Origin of the sequence: Veillonella tobetsuensis (assembly GCF_001078375.1) — a bacterium.
GTDB lineage: Bacteria > Bacillota > Negativicutes > Veillonellales > Veillonellaceae > Veillonella > Veillonella tobetsuensis.
Genome location: NZ_BBXI01000014.1, coordinates 92198 through 119058, shown reverse-complemented (window position 1 = coordinate 119058; position 26861 = coordinate 92198). Strand labels below are relative to the sequence as shown.

The following is a 26861-nucleotide window of genomic DNA, read 5'->3' as shown; positions in this document are numbered from 1 at the left end:
TAAACAATTTATTTATCTCAAGATATTACAATTAATACGATAGTAGTTGTATTGTAGGAGCGTCGTATGGTGTACTTAATCATTGCCATTATCGTTATTGCACTTATTGCAAAATCTAGGTCATCGAATAATCAAATAGATAATGATGCGGATATAGAGAAACAGAATCGCATATTGGATGAAATCAATCGTACATATGGGAATGTGGAATCGTATGAGCCGCAATTAGAACCTTCCGATGTAGAAGGCATATACTTTAATGAGTTCCGTGAATATGTTAATGCTGAAGGCCGTGTGTTGACTCCAGCAGAGATTGATGAAATCCGGTACAAAGACGATTATCGAGAGGATATTGAACAGGATTTTCCGCATCATCGTTAATCATGGAGGACGTAGAGATGAAACGAATAATATGTGCTATCAGCCTTGGTGTATTGCTAGCGACACCATTGCTTTCACAAGCAATTGATATAACACCAATGATACGTGTTACGAATGAGCATAGTGGTCAACATGATGATTCGTTAGATACTTTTACAGAAACAAAGTTTTATGGACCTTACCAGTTCCGCGTATTAAAGGATGCTATTGAAACGCAGGGTGAAACAAAGGATATTGATGGTAGGGTGTTTAGAACCTCTGATGGGGTATTTATGCATGTAAAGGCTAAATCTATTGATTCCACTTTAGAGGCTAAGGTTAATGAGATTGTTAAAGATAGAACGATTCCTGAACCGACTGTTAAGATGGTATTGCCTATTAAGGATGATGTAATAGAGGTCTATAATGATGGCGTGCGTAGTTTACTAGCTGAATTTATGTATGGCTGGCCATTAAATAATAGGACGGATATGGTATTCGTTACTGATTATGAAGGCACTAGATACTATTATAATTTGCAGTTCTATAGGGATAAGCTACCAAATGGTGTACGCATTGAGCAACTGCGACACATGATTATGGATGCGCAATTTAGCTTTAAATAGATTAAAGGTACATATGTAATAAAAAAGGTCTATATATTACAACTCAGTAATATATAGACCTTTAAGTCTATTATATAGTTTTCAAACTATTATAGGATACTTTTACCCATAGGGAATACAGTTTTGCCAAATACTTTGTTTACAAGTACGGCACCAGAACCGTAGAAGCCCAAGAGGGAGATGAATAATTCAGACCATGCTGCAAGAGCGAAGAAGCCTGTTTTGCCACCTAAGAATAGGTCTGTTGCAAGACCAAAGAATAGGAAGCAGATCAAGAACATGATAGCGAATACAACTTTGTTTGTTTTCAAAGATGCGATTGTACCAAAGATAGAGAAGATTAAGAAGCCCACAAAGGCGAATGCTAATTGTGTTACATCGAAACCTTTTTGGATTTCAGGACCGAAGGAGCCCATTTGGATTAACCAAACACCAGCCATAGCGGACCAGAACAAACCGTATGCGCCGAATACAACGGAGCCGAATGGATTGTTTTTCTTGAAATCAAAATAACTTGCAATTAATTGGGCCATAGAACCTAATAACACTGCCCAAGGGATAATAACAGATGTTGTTGGGCCAGACCAGCCTACGCGGGACGTGGATACCACAAAACATACTACAGCGAGACCTAGTAAACCAAGACCAGTAGGATCAGCTACATTTTCGCTCATTTCAACTTTTCTTACTTCGTTTTCCATTTGTTCCTCATTTCTCCGTGGGGGACAACTAACTACAAATATACAGATACATACTCACATGGTACTAGTCATACTATAATGCATCGAATAAATCAATATATAACCACTGTGAAAGTATTGCCCCATAAATGTAACATACATCACACTTTCAAGGCAATACAATGAGTTATAGTAATAATACGTAAAATGCATAGTTGATACTGTTAGCATTTATAAGGAATATTACGATTTCCAGTTTATTTTATAACTGTATTTACGTTATAATTGCCTGTTCTATATGGATTTGTTATAGTTGTTGACCGAAATGAATGCGGTATTAGCGTAATTTTGTATTGCCATGTAACTGGCCAATTTTATTTGTGATATACTACTTATAGAGTATGGGAGGTTATATGGTTTTTCTTACTTCATTACAAAGTATTATCCCCATTGTGTTGCTAATAGCATTAGGGTATATATTAAAAGGGCGAGGTATGTTTAACGATACCTTTAGTTCTAATCTGTCACGCCTCATTATGTCCGTCATTTTACCAGCCGGTGTATTTGTATCGGTCTTGCATCATATGCAAACATCGGATTTATGGGATTTACGATATGGTTTACTTGTAGTTGGTTTGACCTATTTTGTATCGTATATTGTGGCTTTCATTATGATGAAAATATTACGCGTTCCGCCAGGTCGTCGTGGTATTTTTATCAACATGGTAGTAAATGATAATTGCCTATTTATCGGCTTACCAGTACAGATTGCCTTGTTTGGACCAGAGGCGCTACCATATTTTCTGTTGTATTACATTGGTAACACCATATCCGTATGGATGGTAGGGGTATTTCTTATCGAAATGGATCCTTTGCCACAGAATTCTAGTGCTACTGGTGAAAGCGTGCGTCCTTCAGGACATAAATTTTCTTGGAAGAAATTATTACCACCGCCACTTATGGGCTTTATCGTGGCTTTGATATTTTTATATGCACAGATTCCATTGCCTACGATTTTACATAATACCTTAAATTACTTAGGCGATATGGTTACACCATTATCCTTACTATATATTGGTATTGTGCTTCATGATGCAGGCCTTAAGAGTATGGCTCTTAATAAAGACTCATTAGGTGGTATCTTTGGTCGTTTTGTGATTGCACCACTCATCATGTTTGGCGTTATTATAACGGTTCGTTATATAGGTGGTATTACATTAGAGCCCATTGCGATGATTACATTTATCGTTCAATCCGCAGGTCCTGTCATAGCGGTTTTACCAATCGTGGCCAACGAATCTGGTGCTGATTTACCCTTTGCTACAGGGCTTGTTATGATTAGTACTATTTTATTCGTCTTCGTAATACCACTCATTATGGAACTGTTAACAATAGTTGGGATTGTAGCATAATGGATGGCTTAATTCTCAGGTATATACAATGTAAAAGACTAGCAGTATATATAGCGGGTGCTGTACTGCTAGTCTTTTTCAATTTTAAAATTTATATAGAATATATTATAGCTTGAAATATAAGTTGAGTAAATTAAATAGCATTCTATTTATTAATGTTGTTGACAAATGTATTTTTTAGGTATAGTGTTAAAATAGTTAGTTAAATAAATTATGTTAATCTTTTTGTTTTTTATGTGATGGAGTGGGTGAGAGTATGAAAAAGAAAACGAATAAACATTGTAAGGTTAGCACTTTGTTAACGGCTGTTTTGGTAACGAGTACTTGTAGTTGTTTATGGGGGGCTCTGTATATGGGGAAACTCCAATTACTGATGCGAATGGCAACACGTATCTGGCTAGTGATAATACTAATATTACTGGTAAAAGTAATTCAGTTCCGAGTGGTAAAAATGCTACTATTGTGGGGGATAATAATACAGTTACAAAGACATTCCCTAGAGACAATGGCTCTCTTGTAAATGCCGTTGGCAATGAAGATGTACGAATAGTGGGGGCTAATAATACAGTTCAAGGTAGCCGGAGACAACATGTGATTGGTGATAATAACCAAATCATCGCTCGTGATGCTGGGACGGTTACTGATTATGGACATCCATCTGGTCGTGAACCGAATGCATCAGATTTGACAATTGGTAGAGGGAATTTTATACGAGGTACTGACACATATAGAAATGAGTGGGACTCCTTAACTGTTATCGGTAATAATAACAAAGCTGAGTACAGCACAGAATCTGCTGGTGGTCCTTCAGCAGGTATTGTCATTGGGGATAATCAAAATATTGATACTATAAGTGAGTCTGTTGTGATTGGTAGTATGTCGCCTGCGGAGCAAGCCCAAAAATCAGATCAAGATCCAAGCGATAAAAAATATACGGTTGGTGGGTCTAGTACGATTATTGGATATCATACATCTAACACTTCAGGCGGTAGTGTAGTGGTAGGCAACCATTCAAAATCGGGGCAAATATTACAAACTATTACTGGTCACGGAACCACAATTGAAGGTGGGAATAATTTATCGGGTTCGTACTCTTCCTCTTATGGGGCTCTAAATTCGCTTGAAAGTACTGCCACTGATACGGAGGAAGCTGATAATGTTGCTAACTCTGTAACAGGTAGTTTAAACCGAACAGCTGGAACTACAGGTACCATGATTGTTGGTTCTGGTAATGTGGTGACAAATTCTAAAGCCCCAATGATAGATAATCCTGCACTAGGTTCAACCATTGGTGATTTTTCTATTCAAACTATAGATATGATTGGGACCGATAAACTCAGAGGTAAAACCGAAACTACAGTAGAAGATGGTCGACATTATATGAAAGAATACATGGCTTTGAGTGCTGGTGCCGTATCTATTTTAGGTAGTAGCAATACAGCTGATTATGCTATTCGCTCTCAAATTTCAGGTACTAATAATGTCTTAAAAGGGCAAGAGAATAATTTAAGTACTTTCAATACTGTCAGTGGATATGGTAATGAAGGTACGAATATTAGTCGATCCACCATAGTGGGTACTAGAAATGACCTTAAAAATGGTGAAGATAATGTAGTGATTGGGGATTTCCATAACTTTGATGGTGGAAAGCATAATGTTGTACTTGGCTCCATGGCAGCTGAGGAGCGAGATGTAACGAAATCATTTACAAATATATTTGATGGTAGTACATCTACCTATACAGTGAAGGAATTAGTTGCTACTCGTCGCAATACAGCAAATGTTGAAAATGCTGTAATGCTTGGTTACAATACGAACGTTACTCGAAATGGTGGTGTAGCATTAGGGAGTGAATCGATTGCTTCTGTAGATAAAGGGATTGCTGGGTATGATCCAACTACAAAAGCAGCATCTACTGATGGTTCTCCAACTTGGAAGTCTACGGCAGCCGCTATTTCTGTTGGTGATTCCACAGGAACAACTGTTCTTACACGCCAAATTACAAATGTAGCAGCTGGTTCAGAAGATACTGATGCTGTCAATGTAGCACAGTTAAAACGAATTACAGCAGATTCCACATCTACTATTAATAATCAATTGACTCAAGTTAATAATCGTATTGATGCTGTAGATGGTCGTGTTAAACGTGTAGGTGCCGGTGCAGCAGCATTGGCTGCATTGCATCCTCAAGAGTTTGACCCTAATGATCAATGGACCTTTGCTGCTGGGTATGGTCATTACCGTGGTGCTAATGCTATGGCTCTTGGTGCATTCTATCGTCCTAATAATAAGATGTTATATTCTGTTGGTGTTAGCCTAGGCGGCGGAGAGGACCTCTTTAACTTAGGCGTTAGTCTCAAATTTGGTAAGAGTGAACCTTATGCAGACTACTCCAAAGCAGGACTTGTTAAGGTTATCAATGACCAAGATGCAAAAATTAAAGAGCAAGATGAAAAGATTAATGCTATGCAAGAACAAATTGAAAAAATGATGGCTAAGTTGAATTTATAATATAGATTTTTAAGTGTATATACAGCCAACTATGTTACAATAGTAATGTAGTTGGCTGTTGTTTTATAATGAGGTAGTTATGACTGAAATACAAGCTCTTTTATTATTGAAAGCGTCTCTAGAGTCCTCAGATCTTCACGGTGTTGAATCATTACTCGCCGAAGATTGTGTGTATGTATCTACGGGACGTGGTACCATAGCGCGTAATAAAATTGAAAGCATAGAGTTTTTATCGGCTATGACCGATTCTATTAAAGCCGATCGCGTGCCCGTCATCTGTCGTGTAATGCATATTGCTGAAGTTTATGAAGATGATGCATTGTTCCGCGAAGGCCGTGTAGGTCTTACGGTGGCCTATGATGAAGGCGATGCATATGCGTATATGTTATTTGTAGACCTTAATGACGATGGTCGCATTGAGCGCATCGTGTCTAGCCAAGAAAACTATACCATCGAATATGATGATCTTCGACTGTCTTTAGATGAGTCACCATATCGCTTTATGACCGTGCCCCATACGGTGAAAGACTGGATTGCAGCACTTAGTATATGGCTTGAAATAGACAATCTAGATGTAGACGATTTCTACAAATATATTGCGGAGGATACAAAGGTAGTATTCCAAAAAGGTGATGCCGAATCCATTACCCTTGAAAATGGTCTCGATGTAGAGGACTATTTTGATCAGTTGATGAATCAACATTTTGCTGCTGTGCCGCACATTATTCGCGATGAAGAGGATAAACTCATCTTAACATATGGACCTATGAGTCTCATTGTGAGCCTTAACGAAGAAGGTGAGTTGGCCTTAATCAGTATGTACATAGATACTCGTGATGAAGATGAGGCCCTTGACGATATAGGCTATATTGAAGAGGACTTAGCAGAACTAGCAGAAGAAAATATAGACGAAGAGTTTTAATAGAACGTATAAAGAGGCAGGAGCTTGCTCCTGCCTCTTTGCTGTATTATTTTGTTGTAGCATTTATAAATGCTTTAAATAAGCGCTTTGCTTTTTGGTCATTTATTGTCATCATTTCTGGATGGAACTGGCAAGCTACAAGCCATGGATAGTTATCATCCTCTAAGCCCTCCACAGTACCGTCTTTGGCATGGGCCGTAATATGTAAACTATCGCCCACATCCTTTACCGATTGATGGTGATGTGAGTTCGTTACCCAATTAGTATGTCCAATAGCGTTGGCTAATTTTGAATTACTATCAATTGCTATTGTATGGGTTCCAAGGGCTGGCGTTTGATTTTGTGAATGTTTTAAGGAGCAGGATGTATCATATTTTAAATCCTGATATAATGTGCCACCACGATATACGTTAAGGATTTGAAGTCCACGGCAGATGGCAAAGATCGGAATTTGTTTTTCTTCGGCAGCTTTCAACAAAGCAAAGTCAAATTGATCTCGCTCCGGCCAAACATCTTCGATGCCTTGTAAAGGTTCTTCACCATAGTGCAGAGGGTACACATCGTGACCACCAGTAAGGAGGAGCCCATCTAAACGAGAGAGTGATTCTCGGGCAACCTTTAGATTTTTTGTAAAAGGAATAATAACTGGAATTCCACCAGCTTCTTCAATAGAGCGAGCATAATCATCGTTTACAAAAGCTCTTAACACATCTGCAAAAGGCGCTTCATTTGTACGCAATATGCTGCCAGAAATACCGATACATGGTTTAGTCATCGTATCACCTCATATATAAATCATAGTTTCAATTATATAAATTGGTAGTAACCTTATAGGTCTATATCAATACCATACAAAAAGAGAAGGTCTAACAAGAAGCCTTAATCCTATACACTAGTCATTAACACTATGTATTAGTATATAGCATATATTTTTAATAGACTATAACATAATGCACAAGTACTATTTCTATGCTAATAATTCTATATATTAAGACACTGTCATACTCATGAAAAAAACAAAAATTTAAAGAAAATTGATAAATATTTAATAATTAGGTATAATAATGGTTAGTTTAAGAGATAGAAGTATAGAGGAGCGTATTTATGAATTGGAAGCGACTAATAGCATTAGGTTTTCTTGGTATGACATTAGGTATGGGACAGGCCTATGGAATTTCTGTCAATATACCTGGTGCTGATGCGACAGTGTCTGTAGATGAATATCAAAACTATCGTAAGAATACAGCACAGTCCCGACAAATGGAACAAAAAATAGTAGAGCGTGTTACAAAGGCTGATGAGGCGATTCCCAATTATGATATGTCTAGATTGCCAGCAGATATTTACCATAATACGGAATTGAATCATGGTATTAAGTACTCTAGTACAGTGTTTATTTTAAAAGATCATGGGGCGGATATAAAATTTACTGTTCCTGAAGCGAGTATCGTAGGGCATGCTGATGAGAGTTCCGGTAAGCATAAGGAGATAACACGCAGTGGTGGTATCTTGAGTTACGATGGTGAATGGTCTTATGAGTTAAGACCACAGCCAAAGAGTGAGAATTGGGAAGACACTAATATAGCCTATAATAAGTTAAACTCTGAATCTATGAAAGACGTATTTTATAAGAAACGGAATCCTATATCGAATGAAGATAAACGTAGTATAAAGGTTTTAGGTGCCAATCCTTTTACATATACAACTGTTAACAAGGCTACATGGGATGTGTTTGAATATAAAAATAACCGAATAGTAGGTACCATAAACTTTACAATGCCTAAACAGCCAACGATCTCTTATCATCTTGGTTATATACCTTCTAAGAGTGTTTCAAAAAAATTAAGTGCTCAAGGTGAAGATACAGTAGTACGGACTATTATGGCTCCATTGGCCAATATTGTATTGCCATCTGTTAAGCCTGCTAGTGATATACTAGAGTACACCTCTGAGGTACATAGAGGGCCTTTCACATTTAGAACTCTAAAAAATAGTAAATCGAAGGGAACGAAGATTACTAAAACTGGTAAGCAAATAGAGTATTTCCAATCAGGGAAAATTAAAGAGTCTATTTCAGTAGCCCCACTTCATAAAAGGGATGACGTAAAAGCACAAAATCTTTTATACAATTCTTTAATGGACTTTGTAGGTGTAGATTCATTAAATGAAGGCAAGCCAATTCAATATGCGACCGTATGGAATGATGGGTTGCCTGGCATATATTTTGAAATTAAGGGTGAGAAGGATACTTTATTTATTATGACTGTATTTGATGATACACATCGTTATTCTCACTATATAATAAAGCCTCATGAGGTTCATGTTAGTAATTTTAAGCTTCGTGATATTGTGCAATATGTAGATTATAAGCAAAATAAAGAGAATTACAGTAAGTATAAGGCGGGTTTAGGTATGCCATCGTATTTATTGGAAGAAAAACTGCTAGAAAAAATAGCTAATAAAAAATAGCTAATAAAAAATAAATGTCTTTTCATAGGGTATAATCATATAGAGATCATATATAGAGTATTTTATATTGTTCGATACAAGAAAGAGGACTGACTCGCATAGGTCAGTCCTCTTGTTGTTATATGTAATTATCTAAAGAATCTACCAATCAACGGCATATTAGCCCCGTCATTTTTATTGATTCCTTTTAATAGAACCATAATGATAACATAGAGGACTAACCCTTCGATACCTGTGAGTATAAAGTTACCCCACATTGGTAAGATATCTGTTAAGTAGTGGTAACTCATAAAGATGAGTATACCCATGACACCGGCACTGACTACGTTTTTCCATAGAAGGGAAATATCGAGGAAGTAGCCTGTGTATTTTTTGATGTAAATCAAGTTGAGTAAGGCTGCAAAGCCGATATCTGCAACGGTTGCCCACGCAGCACCACCGATGCCAAGCCAAGGTATGGAGGTTAAGTTCCAGTTTAAGATAACCTTGATAACAAGGGCGATAGCCATGTTGATAACTGGGATACGAGGTTTATTTAAACCTTGTAAAATCCCTGTTGTTACTTGGTGAACACCGAGGAAGAAGATGGAGAAGGCTGTAATTTGTGTAGCCAACTCTGCTTTTGGTGCATTATAGATTAATGTTACCGTTGGAGCAGCTAATACATAAAGGAGTACCGTAAATGGCACAGTTGCCATAAAGGTAAGTTTCATGGAACCTGATGTACGTGAGTAGATGCCCTCTTGATCTCGTTTGGCAAATGCGTGAGATATGGCCGGTACGATACTCGTAGCCAAGGCAGCCGTGATGATAGTAGCCAAGTTGATGAGTGGTACTGCCATGCCTGTTAAGTAACCGAATAGCTCTGTCACTTCGTTCATGGAGAAATCCGCCACTAATAGTCTACGAGGTACGATGAGCAAATCTAGGTTAGCCGTCAATGGCAACATGATACTGGCCAAGGAAATTGGCAAAGCCAATCCCACAAGGCGTGTTAAGATTTCACCACTGGATTCCCGTGGGCCATCGTAGCTTTCACCAGTACTACTAGCCTTAGGCAATTTGTAGTAATAGTATAGGAGTACTAGAAAGGCACCAAAGGCACCAACGCCGGCGCCTAGACTAGCACCGCCTGCCGCCTCAGGTAAACCGTAAGGCAATAGAATGGCCGCCGCACCGAGCATAACGATAACGCGCAAAAGTTGCTCAACGATTTGACTGACCGCTGTAGGGGTCATCATTTCATAACCTTGAATATAACCACGGAAACAGGATATCCAAGTTACAAAGAACACTGCCGGAGCGAGCGCGATAATAGAGTAGTAGGCACGACTTTCCGTAATGATGCCACTAGAGATGAGCCAATCCGCACCAAAATACATGGCGAGGCTGGCGATGAGTCCTGTTATGGTGAGCATAATAAAGGAAAGATTGAATACTCGTTTGGCCCCACCAAAGTCGTGTAGGGCTAGCCGTTCTGCCGTTAATATAGAAATGGCGATTGGCACACCTGCGCTCGAAATTTGTAAGAGTAATAAATAGATAGGAAAGGCCATCTGGTAGATACCGATGCCTTCACCGCCTAAAATACGGGATAGAAGAATCCAGTTAATACTACCGATGGCTTTTACTACGAAACCGGCAATGGTTAAAATTAAGGTTCCTTTTAAAAATCCACTAGCCATTGATTATAGAGTGTTGGAAGAACCCAATACGTTTTTAATTTTGTGAGCTACCATGCCTTTAATAGCGTCACGAGCAGGTCCTAAATATTTACGAGGGTCAAACTCGGATGGATTTTGAGCCAAGTATTCGCGAACAGATGCAGTCATCGCAAGGCGAAGGTCTGTATCGATGTTGATTTTGCAAACTGCCATTTGAGCTGCTTGACGAAGCATTGCTTCAGGCACGCCTTGTGCACCTGGAATGTTGCCACCAAATTCGTTACATTTTGCTACGAATTCAGGCAATACAGAGGATGCACCATGTAATACGATTGGGAAGTTAGGCAATAATTCGCCAACTTTTTTCAAACGATCGAAGTCAAGGTAAGGATTGCCTTTGAATTTGTATGCACCATGGCTAGTACCGATAGCGATAGCCAAGGAATCAACGCCTGTTAATGCTACGAATTCAGCAGCTTGTTCAGGGTCTGTGAAGCGAGCGTCTGCATCGGATACGTTAACGTCATCTTCGACGCCAGCTAAACGACCAAGTTCTGCTTCTACTACAACACCGTGCGCATGAGCGTATTCAACAACTTGTTTTGTAATTTTTACGTTTTCTTCAAAATCATGGTGAGATGCGTCGATCATAACGGATGTGAAACCGCCATCTACACAGTCCTTACAGATTTCGAAGGAATCGCCGTGGTCAAGGTGAAGCGCGATAGGTAAATTGCTATCTTCCAATGCTGCTTCTACTAGTTTTACAAGATAAATATGTTTAGCATATTTGCGAGCACCTGCAGATACTTGCAAAATAAGAGGGGATTGTTCCTCTTTGGCTGCATCTACGATACCTTGCACGATTTCCATATTGTTAACGTTGAAAGCACCTACTGCGTAACCGCCTTCATAAGCTTTTTTAAACATTTCCGTAGTCGTTACTAATGGCATAATGTCCTCCTTGGCATAGTAGCCGATTCTATGTATTTTGAAAGTATTGTCATCAACTTATGATGATACATATCTATTCATTGTTAGTATATCAAGAAACAATGTAAAGTACCACAATTTTTATACTGTTTTATGGATTAAGTATATTTTTCATGTCCTCTGGTAGAGGTGCACGTAATTCCATGTGTTTTTGTGTCATAGGATGGGTGAAAGATAGATATCCTGCGTGTAATGCTTGGCGCTGAATTAGGTCTAAATGACCACCATATAAATCATCACCAGCTAAAGGAAAACCTAAATGGGATAGATGTACACGAATCTGATGGGTTCGGCCCGTATGCAATACACATTGCACATGAGTGAGAACCTGTTGCGTGCTAATATTTATATCCATTTGTATTGGCTCGGAAACTATGTGGTGTGTCAATACCGTCACATCTGTACGAGCCGGTTTGCCGATTAATGTGCAACACCGTTCGATGATGCTACCCGGTTTACGTCCGATGGGATAATTAATGGTTAGCGATTGACTTGGCATAGTGCCTTCAACGATGGCGTCATAAACCTTTTGAAATTTTATGCGTTGCTTATCAAAGGCGTGTTGTACTACCGATGTTTTAGCGATGATAACGATGCCCGATGTGTCCTTATCGAGACGATGGACAGGGTGGAAATCATGGACTTGATGTGTTTTGTTGTAATAATACAAAACTCCATTGGCCAATGTTCCCTCGCGTACTGTCGAGGTAGGGTGCATAAGAACACCGGCGGCTTTATTTACAGCGAGGATGTAATCGTCTTCGTATACGATTTCCAGATTTATTGGAGTGCGTGAAAATTCTTGTTCAGGTGCTAATTTCATAAGTAGATGATCTCCGCCATGAACAAGGGTATCCCATGTAGCCGATTGTCCGTTAATGGTGATGATCCCATTATTTTTTAGACGTCGTCGCATGCGCTGTGAAATATGCTGTTGTTTTATGATGTGATTCATAGATTGCGTGTGTACATTAGCATCTACAATCAAGTCGATTATGGTTGCTGTTTTCATAGGTCCTATTATAGCAAAAAAATAATGGATGAAGAATTTTTCACAATTTGTTGTATATATAAAGGGCTATATAGTATAATTTATGTTAATAGTTGTTTATAAAATTTTTATATCTAGAATACTTTGAGTAATAAGAGGAGAGGCCTATGAAACTCAACAGAAAATCTTTATTAGTCGCATGTGTGTTGGCGGCTATGTCTACGAGTGCTTTCGCAGCATCTAGTACAACATCCACTAGTAGTACAACAGTAACAAATCATGATACACCAACATCTACAAGTACGCGTGTAACACGTGAACAACATAGTGCATCCACATCTACTACTAATATTTCTACGACTGAAAAGGTATCTACTAAATCAAGTGGTACAACTGTATCTGTTGGTGTAGGGCAATTAGGTGATTATGTAGCCGTACCAATTATTGGAGCAACTCAAAAATTAGCACCAGAAGCATTTAAGTCTCTCCAAGCAAACATTGATGAGGCTACTGAAAGTAATAGTGCTTTTATTAAAATGGGTCAATTAGCTAAGGTTAAGCAAAATGGTAAATGGGGACTTGTAGGAACTAATGGTCAAGTTTTGCTTGATCCACAATATAAAGAGTTAGATCCATCTTATGCTGAGGACGGAACATACTTCGTAAAGTTAAAGAAAACTTTAGAACATATTAAAGTAGATGGTACCGTTTTATCAACTGGTAAAGATGCCTTAGATGAACAGGTTAAACAAATTATTGATCATCATGATGAGACTGTAAACAAGAATCAAAATTCGTTAAACCATAAGGAAACCTATGCAAGTGATTCTTATACGGCCGTTTCTGTAAAAGGAAAATGGGGCTTTACTGATGCATCAGGTAATACTGTAATCGCACCACAATTTAAAGAAGTATATACGAAATTTAGTGAAGATCGTGCTTTTGTAAAAGATGCGAAAGGTAAAACTGTAGCAATTGATGGCACAGGTAAGACTGTATTTGAAGCACCATCTAATGATATTGACGCATATGATGATGGATTGGCAGAATTCCGACGCCATATAAGCAAGTTTAATCTTGGAGGCTTGTTGAGTATGGCTGTAGGAATAACCCTTAGTAATCATGGCGGAATCTATTATGGTGATGCATGGAACCCTGTATATGATGGTGTAAAGCGTGGTTATATTAATCGTGATGGTAAAATTGTTATCGACAGTAAAAATGATGCAGTTTGGCCAATTACTGCTTACGGTACACTTGTGAAAAATCAAGGTCTTATTGGGTTCGTAAATCGTGAAGGTAATTATATTATTCAACCAGGTAATTATGATTTAGGCGAATTTAGTGATATTAATGGATTGTTAGTACTTATCAATAAAGATAATAAAAAAGCGGGTGTATTTGACGTGGATACAGGTAAACAAGTTATTCCGTTTACCTATGATTCTATTAGATTTGTAAGCCTAACTAATATGGTTGTCGTGAGTGGTGATACTCAACAGTTAATCGATATGACAACAGGAAATGTCATTTTGACTACCTCCAAAGATATGGGGATAAACAAATTTAGTGGACCATATACTTGGGTACATAAGACCTCTAGTGATTATAAGCTTATTGATGATAGTGGTAAAGTATTATTTAGTGATAATACAATCACTTCTGCAATGCCCGTTAAACATGGTTTTGCTCCGGTCAAATCTCAAGGTAAGTGGGGAATTGTAAATCTTCGTGGTGAGTGGGTTGTACAACCACAGTATGAGGATATTGAGATTTTATAGATAGATTGTATTATAATAAAAATTTATGTATTGGTTATCCTAGTATATTGTGTTGTTTAACTATAAATGAGGAATTCATTAATTTTTCATAATGTGCTATACTGTAGTTATAAATTGGCTTGTGAATTTATTCGCTTTTGGAGGAATATATGAAAACATCTAAAGCATTATTAAAACTTTTGGTTGTAGGTTGTCTTAGTGTTTCTTGTGCATTACCACTGACTGCTTCAGCAGAAGATACAAGTACACAAAGTGTGACTCAGGAATCTGTAGTTAAGACAGAATTACCATCTGGAGTTAATCGCATTCAGTTGTTAAAGAGTGGTGAAACTACGGCAACTGTAAAGACATCATCTGTTGCTGCTGGACATGCGTATATTCCTAAAGATACAAATATAAATTTAGAATTAATCGATCCTATTAGTTCTAAGAAAAGCAAAGAAGGAAATACCTTTAGATTAAAGACCATAGAAAATTTACTAATTAATGATGTAGTTGTTATTCCAGCAAACCAAGAGGTATTAGGGACAATTACAAAAGCAAGAAAAAATGGTATGCTTGGACGCAAAGGTCGTTTAGAGTTTAAAATTGATAGCATTAAGACTATTAATGGTGTAAATGTTCCATTAACTGCAGAAGTTAAAGGTAAGGGCCATTCTGATAATGGAGCAGTTGCCGTTGCTGCTGCAGTAAGTTTGGTTGGTGGCTTGTTCATGAAAGGGACTAATATATACTATGAACCTGGCCAAAAATTTGTAGCTGTTGTATCTACTGATACAGATTTAAATGCATCAGTGGAAGATTTGCCTAATGCTATGAATCCAAGCAAACCTACTGGTCAAAATATTGTTTTACCAATTAAATAAAATATAAGTAGTATTAATACCCAATAGTGATAAATTTTAAAATATTGCTATTGGGTATTTTAGTTGATTATATAAAGATAATAGGATACGAAGATAATTATTGTATTTAGATTAATGAAAAATCATCATAATCTAATTATTTGAATTCCTAGTAAATATTGATAATTTACGATATAATTATATAGATGTATTCTATTCAATGAATACGTGGATGATGATGAAAATAATGCGTGGACCCCATGCCCAACGGGTTCAGGTGTAGGGAGGTATTATATGGCTAAAGATTGTTCCTTTGACGTAGTATCTGAAGTTGAGATGCAAGAGGTAGATAATGCGGTAAACCAAGCCAAGAAAGAGATTGGTACGCGTTATGATTTCCGCGGTTCTAAAGCAGAAATTAGTCTTGAAGGTGACACCATCAAAATTATTGGCGATGACGAATATAAATTGAATGCTATTATCGATGTATTAAAAGGCAAGATGGTTAAGCGTAATGTAGCGATTAAAAATCTTGACTATGGCAAGATTGAACCAGCTGCAGGTGCAACTGTACGTCAAGTAATTACTATTAAAAAAGGCATCACAAAAGAAAATGCTAAAGAAGTAGTAAAAGCAATCAAAAACATGAAATTAAAGGTACAAGCATCTATTCAAGAGGATCAAGTGCGCGTATCTGGCAAGGATAAAGATGATTTGCAAGCAGTGATTCAAATGTTAAAACAATTGGATATTCCTGTAGAATTGCAATTCGTTAATTTCCGTTCCTAATAACATAGATATAAAAAATGGGGTTAGATTGATTCCTTTGAATCGCTAACCCTATTGGTGTAGGAGGCCCTATGAGAGTAGAGGACATGAAGGGTGGATATACAACCGGTTCATGTGCTACGGCAGGAATGAAAGCTGGTTTATTGGCTCTCTTAGATAAGAAGATTGTAGATAAGGTGGTTATTGAAAACCCACAAGGTCAATACATTGAGGTGCCTATTAAGGCCGTAGAGATTATATCTGATACGGAGGCTAAGGCAACCGTTATGAAAGATGGCGGCGATGACCCTGATGTAACACATGGCAATGATGTGGAAACGACCATTACCCTTGATGATTCTGGGGAGATTCGCTTTCGCGCAGGCTTTGGTGTCGGCACCGTAACGAAACCAGGCCTAGCAATGCCGCCAGGCGAACCTGCCATTAATCCGGGTCCACGGACTATGATGAAACTTGTCTTTGAGGAATTCTGTGTTCATGGTCAAGGCATAACGGTAACCGTTAGTGTGCCTAATGGTAAGGTGTTGGCTAAGAAGACATTGAATCATACTCTTGGTATTGAAGGTGGTATCTCCATTATTGGTACGACGGGCATTGTAAAACCGATGAGTGAAGAAGGGTTCAAGAATTCTTTGGTGCCTCAGTTAAAGGTGATGAAAGCCAATGGCTGTGAAACAGCGGTTCTCGTACCAGGACGGATTGGTCAAGATTTGGCAGAACAAGTGCTTGGTATCCATAAGAACCAAATGGCTGAAACGAGTAACTTCATCGGATTTATGCTTGAACAAGCCGTTCATATTGGATTTAAACGTATCTTAATTATTGGTCATATTGGTAAACTTATTAAGCTTGCTAGCGGAAGTTTTCATACCCATAATCGCATGAGCGATGGTCGCATGGAAAGTATTGTGGCCTATGCAGCCCTTGAAGGTGCATCACAGGCGGTTTGTGAAGAGTTATTTAATTGTCAAACTACAGAATCTACGTTCCCTATCTTAGAGCGAGAAGGCCTAACTGGTGTATATCAACGTGTGGTAGATCGTGCATCGTTACGTAGTGAACGATATATTGCCAATGAGGCTGAAGTAGGTATTATTATTACCACATTAAAGGGTGAGATTTTGGCTATGGATAAGCATGCAAAAGAGATAGGAGAGCTAGAACATTGGCACATACCTTGTATATCGTAGGCATTGGTCCGGGCAATCCTGATTATGTGGTGCCTAAAGGCCTTAATTTAATTAAACATGCTACAGTATTGGTAGGCAGTGAACGGTCCTTAGAGGACTTTCAAGAGCCTGGCCAAATTACATATCCTGTAACAGGTAAGCTAAGCATGTTATCTGAACAAATTGAGCGTGAGCTCAACGACCATGATGTTGTAGTTATGGTAAGCGGTGATACAGGCTACTACAGCTTGTTACCGTATTTGAAAAAGAAATTTCCTACCACACGCATTGAAGTGGTGCCAGGCATTAGTTCCATGACATTTGCCTTTGCACGCCTTAACGAAGTGTGGCATGATGCGGATTTAATGAGTTTTCATGGACGCCAACCAGCGCCTGAGAAACTCGTGTATGAAGCAGGGAAGAAGATGGGATTCTTAACGGATCCTGAATATAATCCAGCGCATATTGCGCGTATTTTAATAGATGCAGGATGGCCAAAAGAAACGAGAGCTGCAGCCCTTGAGCGATTGAGTTATGACGATGAGCAAATCGTAGACTCCACGCTAGAGGTTCTTACAGAACTCGAAGGATTTGGTCATTCTGTAATGGTGGTACTAGGATGAGACATTTTTTTGGAATTCCTGATGAGGAATTTATCCGCGGCGACGTGCCGATGACGAAATGCGAGATTCGCAAAGCCGTTATGAATGAAGCACGTATCGAAGAAGATAGCATCGTCCTCGACGTAGGTGCAGGTACTGGGTCGATTTCAATTGAAGCGGCTCTTGCAGCACCTAAAGGACATGTGTATGCTATCGAACGTTTTGATAAAGGCATTGAGTTGATTCATGAAAATATGAAGAAATTCAATGTAAATAATATGACTGTTATAAAATCCAAGGCTCCAGAAGGTATGGAAGATTTACTTGAGCTTGATGCGGTTATTATCGGCGGCAGTGCTGGTGGTATGACGGGCATTATGGATGAAGTACAACGGTTGTTAAAGGTAGGCGGTCGCCTTGTTGTAACTGCGGTAACGATGGAAACGGGTTATACCATTTTAAAAGAGTTGAAAGGTCGTCCTTTCACCTATGAAGGGTACCAAATGTCCATTAGCCGCTATCGTAAGGCTGGTCCATATCATTTGTTGGACCCATTGAGTCCAATTTTTATTGTATCTGCAACGCGTATCGCAGAAGGAGAGTAATATGGTTGACGTGCATATTGTAGGCGCAGGCCCTGGGGATCCAGAGCTTATTACGCGAAAAGGCTATCGTTTAGTACAAGAAGCGGACGTTGTTATCTATGCTGGTTCCTTGGTGAATCCTGCTATTTTAGAGGCTTGTAAACCTAGCTGTGAAATTCATAACAGTGCTACTATGAATCTTGATGAGGTACTAGCTGTTATGAAAGCATCTGTAGCAGAAGGCAAAAAGGTTGTCCGTTTGCACACTGGCGACCCTGCTATTTACGGTGCTATTCAAGAGCAAATGGATGCTTTGGCTGGCATGGGGATTACCTATGAAGTAGTGCCAGGTGTAAGCTCTTTCCTTGCTACAGCAGCGGCGTTGAAACAAGAATATACATTGCCAAATGTATCTCAAACCGTCATTATTACGCGCATGGAAGGCCGTACACCAATGCCTCCAAAGGAAAAATTGCGCATGTTGGCGGCTCATGAAGCGACCATGTGTATCTTCCTTAGCGTTCAAATGCTAGATAAGGTAGTAGCTGAACTTATCGAAGGTGGTTATGATAAAACAACACCTGTAGCTATCGTAGTGAAAGCTTCTTGGCCAGACCAACGCATTATTCGTGGCACATTAGAAACGATTGCGGATATCGTGGCTGAAGAAGGCGTATTACGTCAAGCTATGATCGTTGTTAGTCATGTACTAGATAGTGAATACGAATTATCTAAGCTTTACGATAAGGGCTTTGCTCACATGTATCGTAGTGCTAAGGACTAGTGTGATGAAAGCACTAGAAACTGTTGCGCCTTTGACGGGAAGCAAGAAGAATAGAACAGCTATTCTTTCAGTGTCTGAACGAGGTGCAAAGCTAGGTCAACGCATCAAGTCTTTGGTGGTACCCCATGCAGATTGCTTTGAAAAAGAAAATCGTCCATCTGGAGGCGAGGCCATCTATTTTGATTCCCTCAAAAACCATATTGGACAGATTTTCAAGGATTATGATCAAGTGTTGTGCATTATGGCACTCGGTATTGTAGTGCGCATGATTGCACCATATATTGAGCATAAATCTAAGGACCCTGCGATTGTTGTAATGGACGAAGTAGGACACCATGTAATTAGCTTATTATCCGGACATCTTGGGGGCGCCAACGAATGGACGCAGTCCATTTCGCTGGCCATCGATGCGGACCCTGTTATTACAACCGCTACGGATGTAAACGGATTGCCAGCACCTGACGTGTTGGCGCGCCATGAGCATCTGTTGGTAGATGATTTCCAAACCTTAGTGGATGTGAACTCAGCTGTCGTCGCAGGTGAAACAGTTAATTATTATATCGATAACACATTGGTCAATGCACAGCATTTAGCGCAATCTGCTACAGCACATATCGGTACGCATGGTACTGTTCAGATGGTAGATGTATTTACATTGCCTGAGACTAATGGCGTTCGTCGTGTAGTGATAACAGATAAGGTGATTCCTGAGTATACAGAGCAACTCATCTTACGCCCTTGTACGTATACGATGGGGATCGGTTGTCGTCGAGATACGCCAAAGGAACTCATACTGGATGCCATTACACAATCTCTGCAGACGCATAAGCTTTCACCAAAAAGCATCGTCACAGCTGCATCGGTTATCGTGAAACAAGATGAAGTCGGTCTATTAGAGGCTGTAAATGAATTAGGGTGGTCTATCCATTTCTACACACAAGAAGAGATAGCACCCGTTATAGAAGAACAGGATTTAAAAGAATCCACATTTGTAAAAGGAACAATAGGAGTAGGAAACGTATGCGAGACAACGGCATTACTAGCGGCCAAGAGCCAAATATTAATACAACACAAAACGGTGTATCCCAAAACAACGGTAGCCATTGCACAGGTAACATCAAAGTAATCGGCATTGGCCCTGGGGACGCTGAATTTATGACACCACAAGCACGGGAAGCAATTTTAGCGGCAGATCGTGTAGTCGGTTATTTAACATATCTTGATTTGATTAAAGAACTTATCGAAGGTAAAGAGACTGTTGGTACAGCGATGATGCAAGAAGTAGATCGTTGCCAACAAGCTGTTGACCTTGCAGTAGCAGGCCATCAAGTAGTCGTAGTATCCTCTGGTGACTCTGGTGTATACGGTATGGCAGGTCTTGTATTGGAGCTTGCTAACAAAGTACCAGCTGACACACGTCCTTCTGTAGATATCGTACCAGGACTTAGTGCTGTAAACGTAGCAGCATCTGTTTTGGGTGCACCATTGATGCATGACTTTGCTGTTATTTCTCTTAGTGACTTGATGACTCCATGGGATCTTATCAAAAAACGTGCTGATCTTTGTGCGCAAGGTGACATGGTTATTTCCTTGTACAACCCACGCAGTAAAAAACGCGTTACTCACTTAGAAGAAGTACGTGAAATCGTTCTTCAATACCGCGACCCTAAAACACCAGTAGGTATCGTGCAAAAAGCAGGCCGTCCAGGTCAACACATGGTTATCTCTGACCTTGAAAACTTCACAAAAGAAGAAGTGGATATGCAAACACTTGTTATCATTGGTAACAGCCAAACTTATGTTGAAAATGGTCGTATGATTACACCTCGAGGCTATAAATTATGATTTGGGTCATCGCTGGTACCTTGGATGGTCGAACCTTAGCGGTAGATATTCAAGAACGAACCGGTGAAGAGGTTCTCGTGACGGTTGTGAGCCAATATGGGGCGGAATTGGCAGCTCATGAAGGCATTACAGTTCATACAGGCCGTCTTGACCAAGAGGCTATGCAACAATTGATTAAGGAGCACAATGTGCGCCTACTCATCGATGCAAGCCATCCGTATGCGGCTATTGTGACCGCAACGGCTCAAGATGCAGCTAAGGCGATGGGTATCCCTTTTGTTCGGTTTGAACGAAAAGAGGTACCATTGCCAGACTATGATAAGTTGCATATCGTAGTGGATGAAACAGAAGCAGCTAATCTAGCAGGCAAGTTAGCAAAAGAAAATAATAACCATGTATATTTGACTACTGGTAGTAAGACAATGCACATCTTTGCTGAATCTGAAGCTTTGCGAGACTGTGAAGTGTGGACACGTATTTTGCCAACTGCTGAGGTGTTGCAAATGATGGAGGACCTCAATGTGAGTCCTAAACGGATCGTTGCCGTACAAGGTCCATTTTCTTACGATATGAACCGCATTATGTTCCACGATACAAAGGCGAGCGTTGTGGTTATGAAAAACTCTGGCCTCGTAGGTGGTGCTGATACGAAATTACAGGCTGCCATCGACCTTGGCATCCACGTTATTGTTATCGATCGTCCGCGGGTAAAACTCGAATGCCCTGTGGTATCATCGAATGATGAATTTTTCAAATTATGGGAGGACACTAATGGATTACGTTAAAAATCCTAAAGCTATTGAAGATAAGAGTATGGAAATCATTTACGATTATGTAAAGGATTTAGGTTTAACTGATGATGAAGTACGCGTTGTATCTCGTACAGTTCACGCATCTGGTGACGTTGAATATGCTCAACTCGTAAAAATGAGCCCTGACGCTGTTCAAAAAGGTATCGAAGCATTAGACAATGGTGCAGATATTTACACTGACGTAGAAATGGTTCGCACAGGTATTTCTAAACCAGCCCTTAAACTTCGTGGCAATGAAGTACATTGCTTAATCAAAGATGAAAACGTAGCTAAAATGGCTAAAGAATTGGGCGTAACACGTTCTATCGCTGCTATGCGTACATTTGGCAAACAACTAGAAGGCCAAATCGTTGCTATTGGTAATGCGCCAACTGCATTGTATGAAGTATTGCGTTTAGCTCTTGAAGAAGGTATTAAACCAGCTCTTATCATTGGTATTCCTGTAGGCTTTGTTGGCGCTGCGGAATCTAAAGATTATTTAATGGAAGTATCCCCAGTTCCTTATATCACTGTAAAAGGTAACAAGGGTGGTAGCCCAATCGCTGCTTCCGTATGTAATGCATTGCTTTACACAGATGTAAAACGCAACGATATGCTCTTCGTAGAAGGCAAAGAATCTAAATAATAGTTAACCCGAATCGTTGCTTATTGGGGGCGATTCGGGTTTTACTGTATCTATTATGAGGTTTATATGTATAATACGGGTGCTGATAGTATCATGTATTGGTGAAAGGAGAGGTTACTGTGGACTCTCTGAATGAACGAAAACTATTTCGCATATCAGTTATTATTGTCTTGGTTATTGCTGTCATAGCTAGCATGATTATCTCACTGATTTGGGGCTCCACACCGGTGTCACTATCGGAGATTTGGCACACATTGTGGGCTAGTGAGCTAACAGATACAGCATCGCAAATCATTTGGAATATTAGGTTGCCTCGTAATATTGTTGCCGCATTAGTTGGTGCTTGTTTAGCCGTATCGGGTGCCATTTTACAGGCGGTTATGAAGAACCCTTTAGCAGATCCTCAAATCGTTGGCGTTTCCTCCGGTGCTGGACTTGCCGGTGTTATTATATTTATTCTTTTCCCTGGCTATGATCATATTGTGCCTCTTGTCGCCTTTATAGGTGCTATGGCTGCGGCGTTGATGGTATATGCTCTTGCTTGGAAGAATGGTGTACGCCCAAGCCGTATCATCTTGGCTGGTGTTGCGGTGGCTGCTTTTTTAGGCTCTGGTATTTCTGCACTACTTGTATTCTATGGAGATCGTGTGCAAGGAGCCTTACTTTGGATGGTGGGGGGCTTGGCTGCACGCAGTTGGCCTCAAGTAGAGGTTCTGTTCCCATACGCGTTAGTCGGTCTTATCTTTGCCTGTTTAGGTGCCAAACGTCTTACTATTTTAAGTTTAGGTGATGAAACAGCAAAGGGGCTAGGCCTTAAGGTAGAACAAACGCGGTTTATTATGACTGCTGTTGCAGCTCTATTAGCAGCAGGTGCCGTTAGTATTGCGGGCTTAATCGGTTTCGTAGGCCTCGTTATACCGCATATGTTACGTCTTATAATCGGTAATGATTATGCGTATTTACTCCCCGGCTCTGCATTATTAGGGGCACTCGTCCTCGTTGTTAGTGATACGGTAGGGCGTGTTATGTGGAGTCCAATTGAGGTACCGGTTGGCATTATCATGGCATTCTTTGGGGCGCCATTCTTCTTATATCTATTGAGGAGGGATAACTAATGAATACGGCTATTGATGTAAATCAGTTATCCGTCACTCTCGGAGGTCGTCATATTTTACATGATATTAATGTATCTGTCCCTACTGGTAAAATAACGACTTTAATCGGGCCTAATGGTTGTGGTAAAAGTACACTCTTACGGTCTATGATTGGATATATTCATAGTCCTCGTGAATGTGTGACTATTTTAGGTAAACCATTACAGTCGTATTCACAAAATGAATTGGCACGTCAAATGGCGTTTCTGCCACAGGTGCCTAATATGCCAAAGGATATGACCGTAGAAGAATTGGTATATTGTGGACGCTATCCATACCAAATGTGGTGGAAGAATACGGCCAAAGAGGACCGAGAAATCGTTGACTATGCATTAGGAATTACAAAAACGAATCATTTACGGAATCAATTAATTCCCTCCTTATCTGGTGGTGAACGGCAACGGGTATGGATTGCTATGGCGTTAGCACAACAACCAAAATTATTAGTGTTAGACGAACCAACAACATACTTAGATATTAACCATCAACTAGAAATCATGGAATTGTTAAAACGATTAAACGATGAACAAGGGTTAACCGTATTGATGGTACTCCATGAATTGACACAAGCCGTACAATATTCTCATTATATGGCTATTATAAAAGATGGTCATTTAGTGACAGCTGGAGACACGAAAGAAATCGTATCGGATGAACTATTTAGAGATGTATTTTCCGTAGATGTACAAATCGATACCTTTGATGATAAACAATATGTACGCGTAAAAGGTTTAGTTGAGTAGATAGCTAGACTAATAGTGAAAGAGGGCATTCCCAAAATGGGGAATGCCCTCTTTAGTATGTTAGGATATGTTAAAATGTAACATCAACGCCATATGCTTCTTTCACTAAACGAGCCATAGCCTCAGGTGTTTGTAGACCTGGGTTAAGTAGGAATAGTTTAGATGGTAAGTAGATGACACGGTTGTTTTGTACAGCCTTAAGATTAGCCCATGCAGGATTATCTGTCATAGATTTCTTCATGGCCTTTGTAATTTCTTCTTCTTTACCCATGGTAACGACGAAGATAATATCAGGGTTATCAGCGGTTAATGTTTCAAGAGAATACGGTACCGTTTTATCTTTAGCTGTACCATCTAGGTGAGATGTTACAACATTTGTCATACCTAATTCTTTGACCATAGATGCAGTTACCGCTTCGTCGGTTTCGGCTGTCACACCTTTACCGGTAGCACGCAATACGGCAACACGTGCAGGTTGTTGGTTTTTAATGGCATCCTTTACCTTTTGAATATTACTTTCATAGGTGGCAATAACGGATTTAGCCTTATCTTGATGGTTTGTTAACTCTCCAAGGAATGTTAGCATTGGCACATTATCCTTGATACCATCGTAATTGAAAAGTACGGCTGGAATATTGTTAGATTGTAATTGGGATTCATATTTTTTATGTTGGTTTTCCAAACCCAATACCACATCTGGTTTTAAACCTAACAATTGTTCCATATTGATGTTAGCCGTTTGACCTAATGCTGGTAATGCTTCTAAGTCTGGCGCTAACTTATCTGTTGTGCTAGCTCGGGAAACTGCCTTTCCATCTACTGCGTATAGCATGGACAATACAGAATTTGAAAGAACGGCGATGCGTTGCGGATCCTTTGGTACAGTGTAGGTTTCACCATTAAAGGTAAGTTCCTTCGTAGTAGCAGAAGAGCTGGATGTGGTTTTACCACACCCAGCTATTGCTAGTACGATCATGACCAAAGCAAGACTACAAAATAGTAGTTTTTTCATGATGTACTCCTATGTACGTTATATAACGATACTAGTTAAATTGTAAATTGATTATTTTTGTAAAGCGTCCCAAGATTCATTTGCACGTTCAACGAACAATTTACGGATGTTTTGGTTTTCACCTAAACCATGAAGGTAAGTATCTACTTTGAAGCCTTCTTTTTCAAGAATAGATTTATGGGAATCTGGTTCATCACCAGCCATGTCGTTGTTTGCATGGTCGCCGGCAACCATCATAAATGGCATCAATGTAACATGCTTAATACCATGTAATTTCAATTGAGGGATAACTTGTTCAAGATTTGGAGTACCTTCTACAGTGTAGACAAATACATTTTTCAAGCCAAGAGTATGGATACGGTCTTGAATTACAGAATAGTAAGCATTTGCAGGATCCGGAGTACCATGAGCCATGATAAGAACAGCATCTTCTTTGCCTACTTTAGGGAATTGAGATTGTACAGCCTTAATTGTTTGAATAACTTCATCTGTTTGACCTTCTTGACCCATCCAGTACATAAGTGGAGTGCCTAATGTCATTTTTTTGAAGTTGTTTTTGTAAAGGTTATAAACAGCTACATCATAGTTGTATTCCATGCCAGGGATAACATCCAAGGATGTCAAAGCTACGCGAGAGTAACCTTCAGATTTCAATTGGGCTAATGCTTCTTCAGGAGTTGGGTATGTAATACCTTCTTTTTGTTGGATACGGTCACGAATAATGTGGCTTGTGAAAGCTGTTACTACTTTTGTATTTGGATGAGCTGCTTTAATAGCATCTACAGTAGCATCAATTGTTTTAGCACGAGTATCTTTGAAAGTTGTACCAAAGCTCATAACAACGATAGCATCTTTGTTTGGCAAGTTTTGTAAAGCTTCAGTATTGTGTGTACGAACACCGATTGTAGAAGCTTCTTTTAATGCTGGAGTAGGGTCTTTTACTTGATCATTTAATTGGTATGCAGCGTGACCAAGTACAGGAGCACCAAATGTCAATGCGAAAGCCGCTAATGCAGCAGAAACTGTTAATGCTTGTTTTTTTACACTAAACATAAGTGAATCACCTCATTAAACAACATCATCTGACTATGCAGACATAAATATATATAATCTATAATTAATCGTAGCAAGTTAGGATGTATAAGTCAATAAACCCCATACCTGTACAAGTATAGATAATATAAGGGTTTATTAATAAAATATTATGATAAATATAGAGTGCTCTTATGTTTGAGGTTAATATTCTTATTAGTTATAATGGTATAATTATGAGTGATTCACCTTGTGTATCTAGATATATAAATATATTTGAAACATGATTTATAGAGAGAAGAAACACTTCTTCAGAGTTCTTTTAGTAGGCATATCTTATAAAAATATGTTATATAATTAGATAGATTAAAAAATAATAAAGTATTGTATTGTTTCTTTAAACTATTAGAGAGTTTATAGAGTTTATCGGAAATATTCTGCTTCATATTGCGGATA

At 39.2% G+C, this 26861-nt stretch carries 26 protein-coding genes; 19 read left to right on the top strand and 7 right to left on the bottom strand.

The genetic code is table 11. The features are described 5' to 3' along the window. Positions 1-66: 66 nt before the first annotated feature. Both VEI_RS05935 and VEI_RS05930 read left to right on the top strand, forming a co-directional pair. On the top strand, positions 67-381 hold the full coding sequence (locus VEI_RS05935) for a hypothetical protein (protein WP_059363231.1): 315 nt from the start codon (positions 67-69) through the stop codon (positions 379-381). Positions 382-398: 17 nt separating this feature from the next. Then, positions 399-986, top strand: a complete 588-nt coding sequence (locus VEI_RS05930; protein ID WP_059363225.1) for a hypothetical protein — start codon at positions 399-401, stop codon at positions 984-986. Positions 987-1075: 89 nt separating this feature from the next. Here VEI_RS05930 and VEI_RS05925 read toward each other — a convergent pair whose 3' ends face one another. Beyond that, entirely contained in the window at positions 1076-1687 is a 612-nt protein-coding gene (locus VEI_RS05925; protein ID WP_059363224.1) for an acetate uptake transporter, read from the bottom strand. A gap of 392 nt (positions 1688-2079) precedes the next feature. Here VEI_RS05925 and VEI_RS05920 point away from each other — a divergent pair, with 392 nt between their 5' ends. From VEI_RS05920 to VEI_RS05910, 3 genes are all read left to right on the top strand, one after another. Continuing rightward, complete coding sequence (locus VEI_RS05920) at positions 2080-3078, top strand: AEC family transporter (RefSeq protein ID WP_059363222.1); 999 nt, start codon at positions 2080-2082, stop codon at positions 3076-3078. A 336-nt stretch (positions 3079-3414) separates the two neighbouring features. Further along, the gene (locus VEI_RS05915; protein WP_059363219.1) at positions 3415-5589 is read left to right on the top strand and encodes a YadA-like family protein; all 2175 of its coding nucleotides are present in this window, start codon (positions 3415-3417) and stop codon (positions 5587-5589) included. Between the two features lie 79 nt (positions 5590-5668). Next, entirely contained in the window at positions 5669-6511 is an 843-nt protein-coding gene (locus VEI_RS05910; RefSeq protein WP_059363216.1) for a hypothetical protein, read from the top strand. Between the two features lie 46 nt (positions 6512-6557). On the opposite strand, the gene VEI_RS05905 is transcribed toward VEI_RS05910, so the two are convergent. Beyond that, a complete protein-coding gene (locus VEI_RS05905; protein ID WP_059363213.1) occupies positions 6558-7286 on the bottom strand; it encodes a gamma-glutamyl-gamma-aminobutyrate hydrolase family protein in 729 nt (242 codons plus the stop codon). 329 nt (positions 7287-7615) lie between these two features. On the opposite strand from VEI_RS05905, the gene VEI_RS05900 reads away from it, so the two are divergent. After that, positions 7616-8980, top strand: a complete 1365-nt coding sequence (locus tag VEI_RS05900; protein WP_059363208.1) for a hypothetical protein — start codon at positions 7616-7618, stop codon at positions 8978-8980. 128 nt (positions 8981-9108) lie between these two features. On the opposite strand, the gene VEI_RS05895 is transcribed toward VEI_RS05900, so the two are convergent. The 3 genes from VEI_RS05895 to VEI_RS05885 form a co-directional block, all read right to left on the bottom strand. After that, positions 9109-10665 carry a putative polysaccharide biosynthesis protein gene (locus VEI_RS05895; RefSeq protein ID WP_059363206.1) on the bottom strand — a complete coding sequence of 519 codons (1557 nt, stop codon included), beginning with the start codon at positions 10663-10665 and terminating at the stop codon, positions 9109-9111. Positions 10666-10668: 3 nt separating this feature from the next. Continuing rightward, positions 10669-11598 carry a class II fructose-1,6-bisphosphate aldolase gene (fba, locus tag VEI_RS05890; RefSeq protein ID WP_059363205.1) on the bottom strand — a complete coding sequence of 310 codons (930 nt, stop codon included), beginning with the start codon at positions 11596-11598 and terminating at the stop codon, positions 10669-10671. A 130-nt stretch (positions 11599-11728) separates the two neighbouring features. Continuing rightward, positions 11729-12649: an RluA family pseudouridine synthase gene (locus VEI_RS05885; protein WP_059363202.1), complete on the bottom strand. Its 921-nt coding sequence runs from the start codon at positions 12647-12649 to the stop codon at positions 11729-11731. 146 nt (positions 12650-12795) lie between these two features. Here VEI_RS05885 and VEI_RS05880 point away from each other — a divergent pair, with 146 nt between their 5' ends. The 13 genes from VEI_RS05880 (at position 12796) to VEI_RS05820 (ending at position 24361) form a co-directional block, all read left to right on the top strand. Then, a complete protein-coding gene (locus VEI_RS05880) occupies positions 12796-14409 on the top strand; it encodes a WG repeat-containing protein (RefSeq protein WP_059363196.1) in 1614 nt (537 codons plus the stop codon). Between the two features lie 149 nt (positions 14410-14558). Beyond that, entirely contained in the window at positions 14559-15275 is a 717-nt protein-coding gene (locus VEI_RS05875) for a hypothetical protein (protein WP_059363194.1), read from the top strand. Between the two features lie 273 nt (positions 15276-15548). Continuing rightward, the gene (locus VEI_RS05870; RefSeq protein WP_059363192.1) at positions 15549-16043 is read left to right on the top strand and encodes a YajQ family cyclic di-GMP-binding protein; all 495 of its coding nucleotides are present in this window, start codon (positions 15549-15551) and stop codon (positions 16041-16043) included. A gap of 71 nt (positions 16044-16114) precedes the next feature. Further along, positions 16115-17233, top strand: a complete 1119-nt coding sequence (gene cbiD, locus VEI_RS05865) for a cobalt-precorrin-5B (C(1))-methyltransferase CbiD (protein ID WP_059363190.1) — start codon at positions 16115-16117, stop codon at positions 17231-17233. Beyond that, positions 17209-17835: a precorrin-6y C5,15-methyltransferase (decarboxylating) subunit CbiE gene (cbiE, locus tag VEI_RS05860; RefSeq protein WP_059363188.1), complete on the top strand. Its 627-nt coding sequence runs from the start codon at positions 17209-17211 to the stop codon at positions 17833-17835. The genes cbiD and cbiE overlap by 25 nt, the downstream gene beginning before the upstream one ends. Further along, the gene (gene cbiT, locus VEI_RS05855; RefSeq protein ID WP_059363184.1) at positions 17832-18419 is read left to right on the top strand and encodes a precorrin-6Y C5,15-methyltransferase (decarboxylating) subunit CbiT; all 588 of its coding nucleotides are present in this window, start codon (positions 17832-17834) and stop codon (positions 18417-18419) included. The genes cbiE and cbiT overlap by 4 nt, the downstream gene beginning before the upstream one ends. A 1-nt stretch (position 18420) precedes the next feature. Then, entirely contained in the window at positions 18421-19182 is a 762-nt protein-coding gene (gene cobM, locus VEI_RS05850; RefSeq protein ID WP_059363182.1) for a precorrin-4 C(11)-methyltransferase, read from the top strand. 4 nt (positions 19183-19186) lie between these two features. Beyond that, positions 19187-20308 (top strand): cobalt-precorrin 5A hydrolase, encoded by a 1122-nt coding sequence (locus VEI_RS05845; RefSeq protein WP_059363475.1) that lies wholly within the window; start codon positions 19187-19189, stop codon positions 20306-20308. A 29-nt stretch (positions 20309-20337) separates the two neighbouring features. After that, on the top strand, positions 20338-21027 hold the full coding sequence (gene cobJ / locus VEI_RS05840) for a precorrin-3B C(17)-methyltransferase (protein ID WP_059363180.1): 690 nt from the start codon (positions 20338-20340) through the stop codon (positions 21025-21027). Then, positions 21024-21812 (top strand): precorrin-6A reductase, encoded by a 789-nt coding sequence (cobK, locus tag VEI_RS05835; protein WP_059363177.1) that lies wholly within the window; start codon positions 21024-21026, stop codon positions 21810-21812. The genes cobJ and cobK overlap by 4 nt, the downstream gene beginning before the upstream one ends. Beyond that, entirely contained in the window at positions 21799-22464 is a 666-nt protein-coding gene (locus VEI_RS05830) for a precorrin-8X methylmutase (protein ID WP_005376263.1), read from the top strand. Before cobK ends, VEI_RS05830 begins: the two co-directional genes overlap by 14 nt. A gap of 119 nt (positions 22465-22583) precedes the next feature. Continuing rightward, a complete protein-coding gene (locus tag VEI_RS05825; RefSeq protein ID WP_005379268.1) occupies positions 22584-23579 on the top strand; it encodes a FecCD family ABC transporter permease in 996 nt (331 codons plus the stop codon). Next, a complete protein-coding gene (locus tag VEI_RS05820; protein ID WP_059363176.1) occupies positions 23579-24361 on the top strand; it encodes an ABC transporter ATP-binding protein in 783 nt (260 codons plus the stop codon). Before VEI_RS05825 ends, VEI_RS05820 begins: the two co-directional genes overlap by 1 nt. 70 nt (positions 24362-24431) lie before the next feature. On the opposite strand, the gene VEI_RS05815 is transcribed toward VEI_RS05820, so the two are convergent. Together VEI_RS05815 and VEI_RS05810 are read right to left on the bottom strand one after the other, a co-directional pair. After that, positions 24432-25373 carry an ABC transporter substrate-binding protein gene (locus VEI_RS05815; protein WP_059363175.1) on the bottom strand — a complete coding sequence of 314 codons (942 nt, stop codon included), beginning with the start codon at positions 25371-25373 and terminating at the stop codon, positions 24432-24434. A gap of 51 nt (positions 25374-25424) precedes the next feature. Beyond that, positions 25425-26426, bottom strand: a complete 1002-nt coding sequence (locus VEI_RS05810; RefSeq protein ID WP_059363174.1) for a sirohydrochlorin cobaltochelatase — start codon at positions 26424-26426, stop codon at positions 25425-25427. Positions 26427-26861: the final 435 nt, after the last annotated feature.

Excerpts from the sequence above, each read along its gene's own strand:
- VEI_RS05935 (WP_059363231.1), top strand. The coding sequence starts at position 67 with ATGGTGTACTTAATCATTGCCATTATCGTTATTGCACTTATTGCAAAA.
- VEI_RS05930 (WP_059363225.1), top strand. The coding sequence starts at position 399 with ATGAAACGAATAATATGTGCTATCAGCCTTGGTGTATTGCTAGCGACA.
- VEI_RS05925 (WP_059363224.1), bottom strand. The coding sequence starts at position 1,687 with ATGGAAAACGAAGTAAGAAAAGTTGAAATGAGCGAAAATGTAGCTGAT.
- VEI_RS05920 (WP_059363222.1), top strand. The coding sequence starts at position 2,080 with ATGGTTTTTCTTACTTCATTACAAAGTATTATCCCCATTGTGTTGCTA.
- VEI_RS05915 (WP_059363219.1), top strand. The coding sequence starts at position 3,415 with ATGGGGGGCTCTGTATATGGGGAAACTCCAATTACTGATGCGAATGGC.
- VEI_RS05910 (WP_059363216.1), top strand. The coding sequence starts at position 5,669 with ATGACTGAAATACAAGCTCTTTTATTATTGAAAGCGTCTCTAGAGTCC.
- VEI_RS05905 (WP_059363213.1), bottom strand. The coding sequence starts at position 7,286 with ATGACTAAACCATGTATCGGTATTTCTGGCAGCATATTGCGTACAAAT.
- VEI_RS05900 (WP_059363208.1), top strand. The coding sequence starts at position 7,616 with ATGAATTGGAAGCGACTAATAGCATTAGGTTTTCTTGGTATGACATTA.
- VEI_RS05895 (WP_059363206.1), bottom strand. The coding sequence starts at position 10,665 with ATGGCTAGTGGATTTTTAAAAGGAACCTTAATTTTAACCATTGCCGGT.
- fba (WP_059363205.1), bottom strand. The coding sequence starts at position 11,598 with ATGCCATTAGTAACGACTACGGAAATGTTTAAAAAAGCTTATGAAGGC.
- VEI_RS05885 (WP_059363202.1), bottom strand. The coding sequence starts at position 12,649 with ATGAAAACAGCAACCATAATCGACTTGATTGTAGATGCTAATGTACAC.
- VEI_RS05880 (WP_059363196.1), top strand. The coding sequence starts at position 12,796 with ATGAAACTCAACAGAAAATCTTTATTAGTCGCATGTGTGTTGGCGGCT.
- VEI_RS05875 (WP_059363194.1), top strand. The coding sequence starts at position 14,559 with ATGAAAACATCTAAAGCATTATTAAAACTTTTGGTTGTAGGTTGTCTT.
- VEI_RS05870 (WP_059363192.1), top strand. The coding sequence starts at position 15,549 with ATGGCTAAAGATTGTTCCTTTGACGTAGTATCTGAAGTTGAGATGCAA.
- cbiD (WP_059363190.1), top strand. The coding sequence starts at position 16,115 with ATGAGAGTAGAGGACATGAAGGGTGGATATACAACCGGTTCATGTGCT.
- cbiT (WP_059363184.1), top strand. The coding sequence starts at position 17,832 with ATGAGACATTTTTTTGGAATTCCTGATGAGGAATTTATCCGCGGCGAC.
- cobM (WP_059363182.1), top strand. The coding sequence starts at position 18,421 with ATGGTTGACGTGCATATTGTAGGCGCAGGCCCTGGGGATCCAGAGCTT.
- VEI_RS05845 (WP_059363475.1), top strand. The coding sequence starts at position 19,187 with ATGAAAGCACTAGAAACTGTTGCGCCTTTGACGGGAAGCAAGAAGAAT.
- cobJ (WP_059363180.1), top strand. The coding sequence starts at position 20,338 with ATGACACCACAAGCACGGGAAGCAATTTTAGCGGCAGATCGTGTAGTC.
- cobK (WP_059363177.1), top strand. The coding sequence starts at position 21,024 with ATGATTTGGGTCATCGCTGGTACCTTGGATGGTCGAACCTTAGCGGTA.
- VEI_RS05830 (WP_005376263.1), top strand. The coding sequence starts at position 21,799 with ATGGATTACGTTAAAAATCCTAAAGCTATTGAAGATAAGAGTATGGAA.
- VEI_RS05820 (WP_059363176.1), top strand. The coding sequence starts at position 23,579 with ATGAATACGGCTATTGATGTAAATCAGTTATCCGTCACTCTCGGAGGT.
- VEI_RS05815 (WP_059363175.1), bottom strand. The coding sequence starts at position 25,373 with ATGAAAAAACTACTATTTTGTAGTCTTGCTTTGGTCATGATCGTACTA.
- VEI_RS05810 (WP_059363174.1), bottom strand. The coding sequence starts at position 26,426 with ATGTTTAGTGTAAAAAAACAAGCATTAACAGTTTCTGCTGCATTAGCG.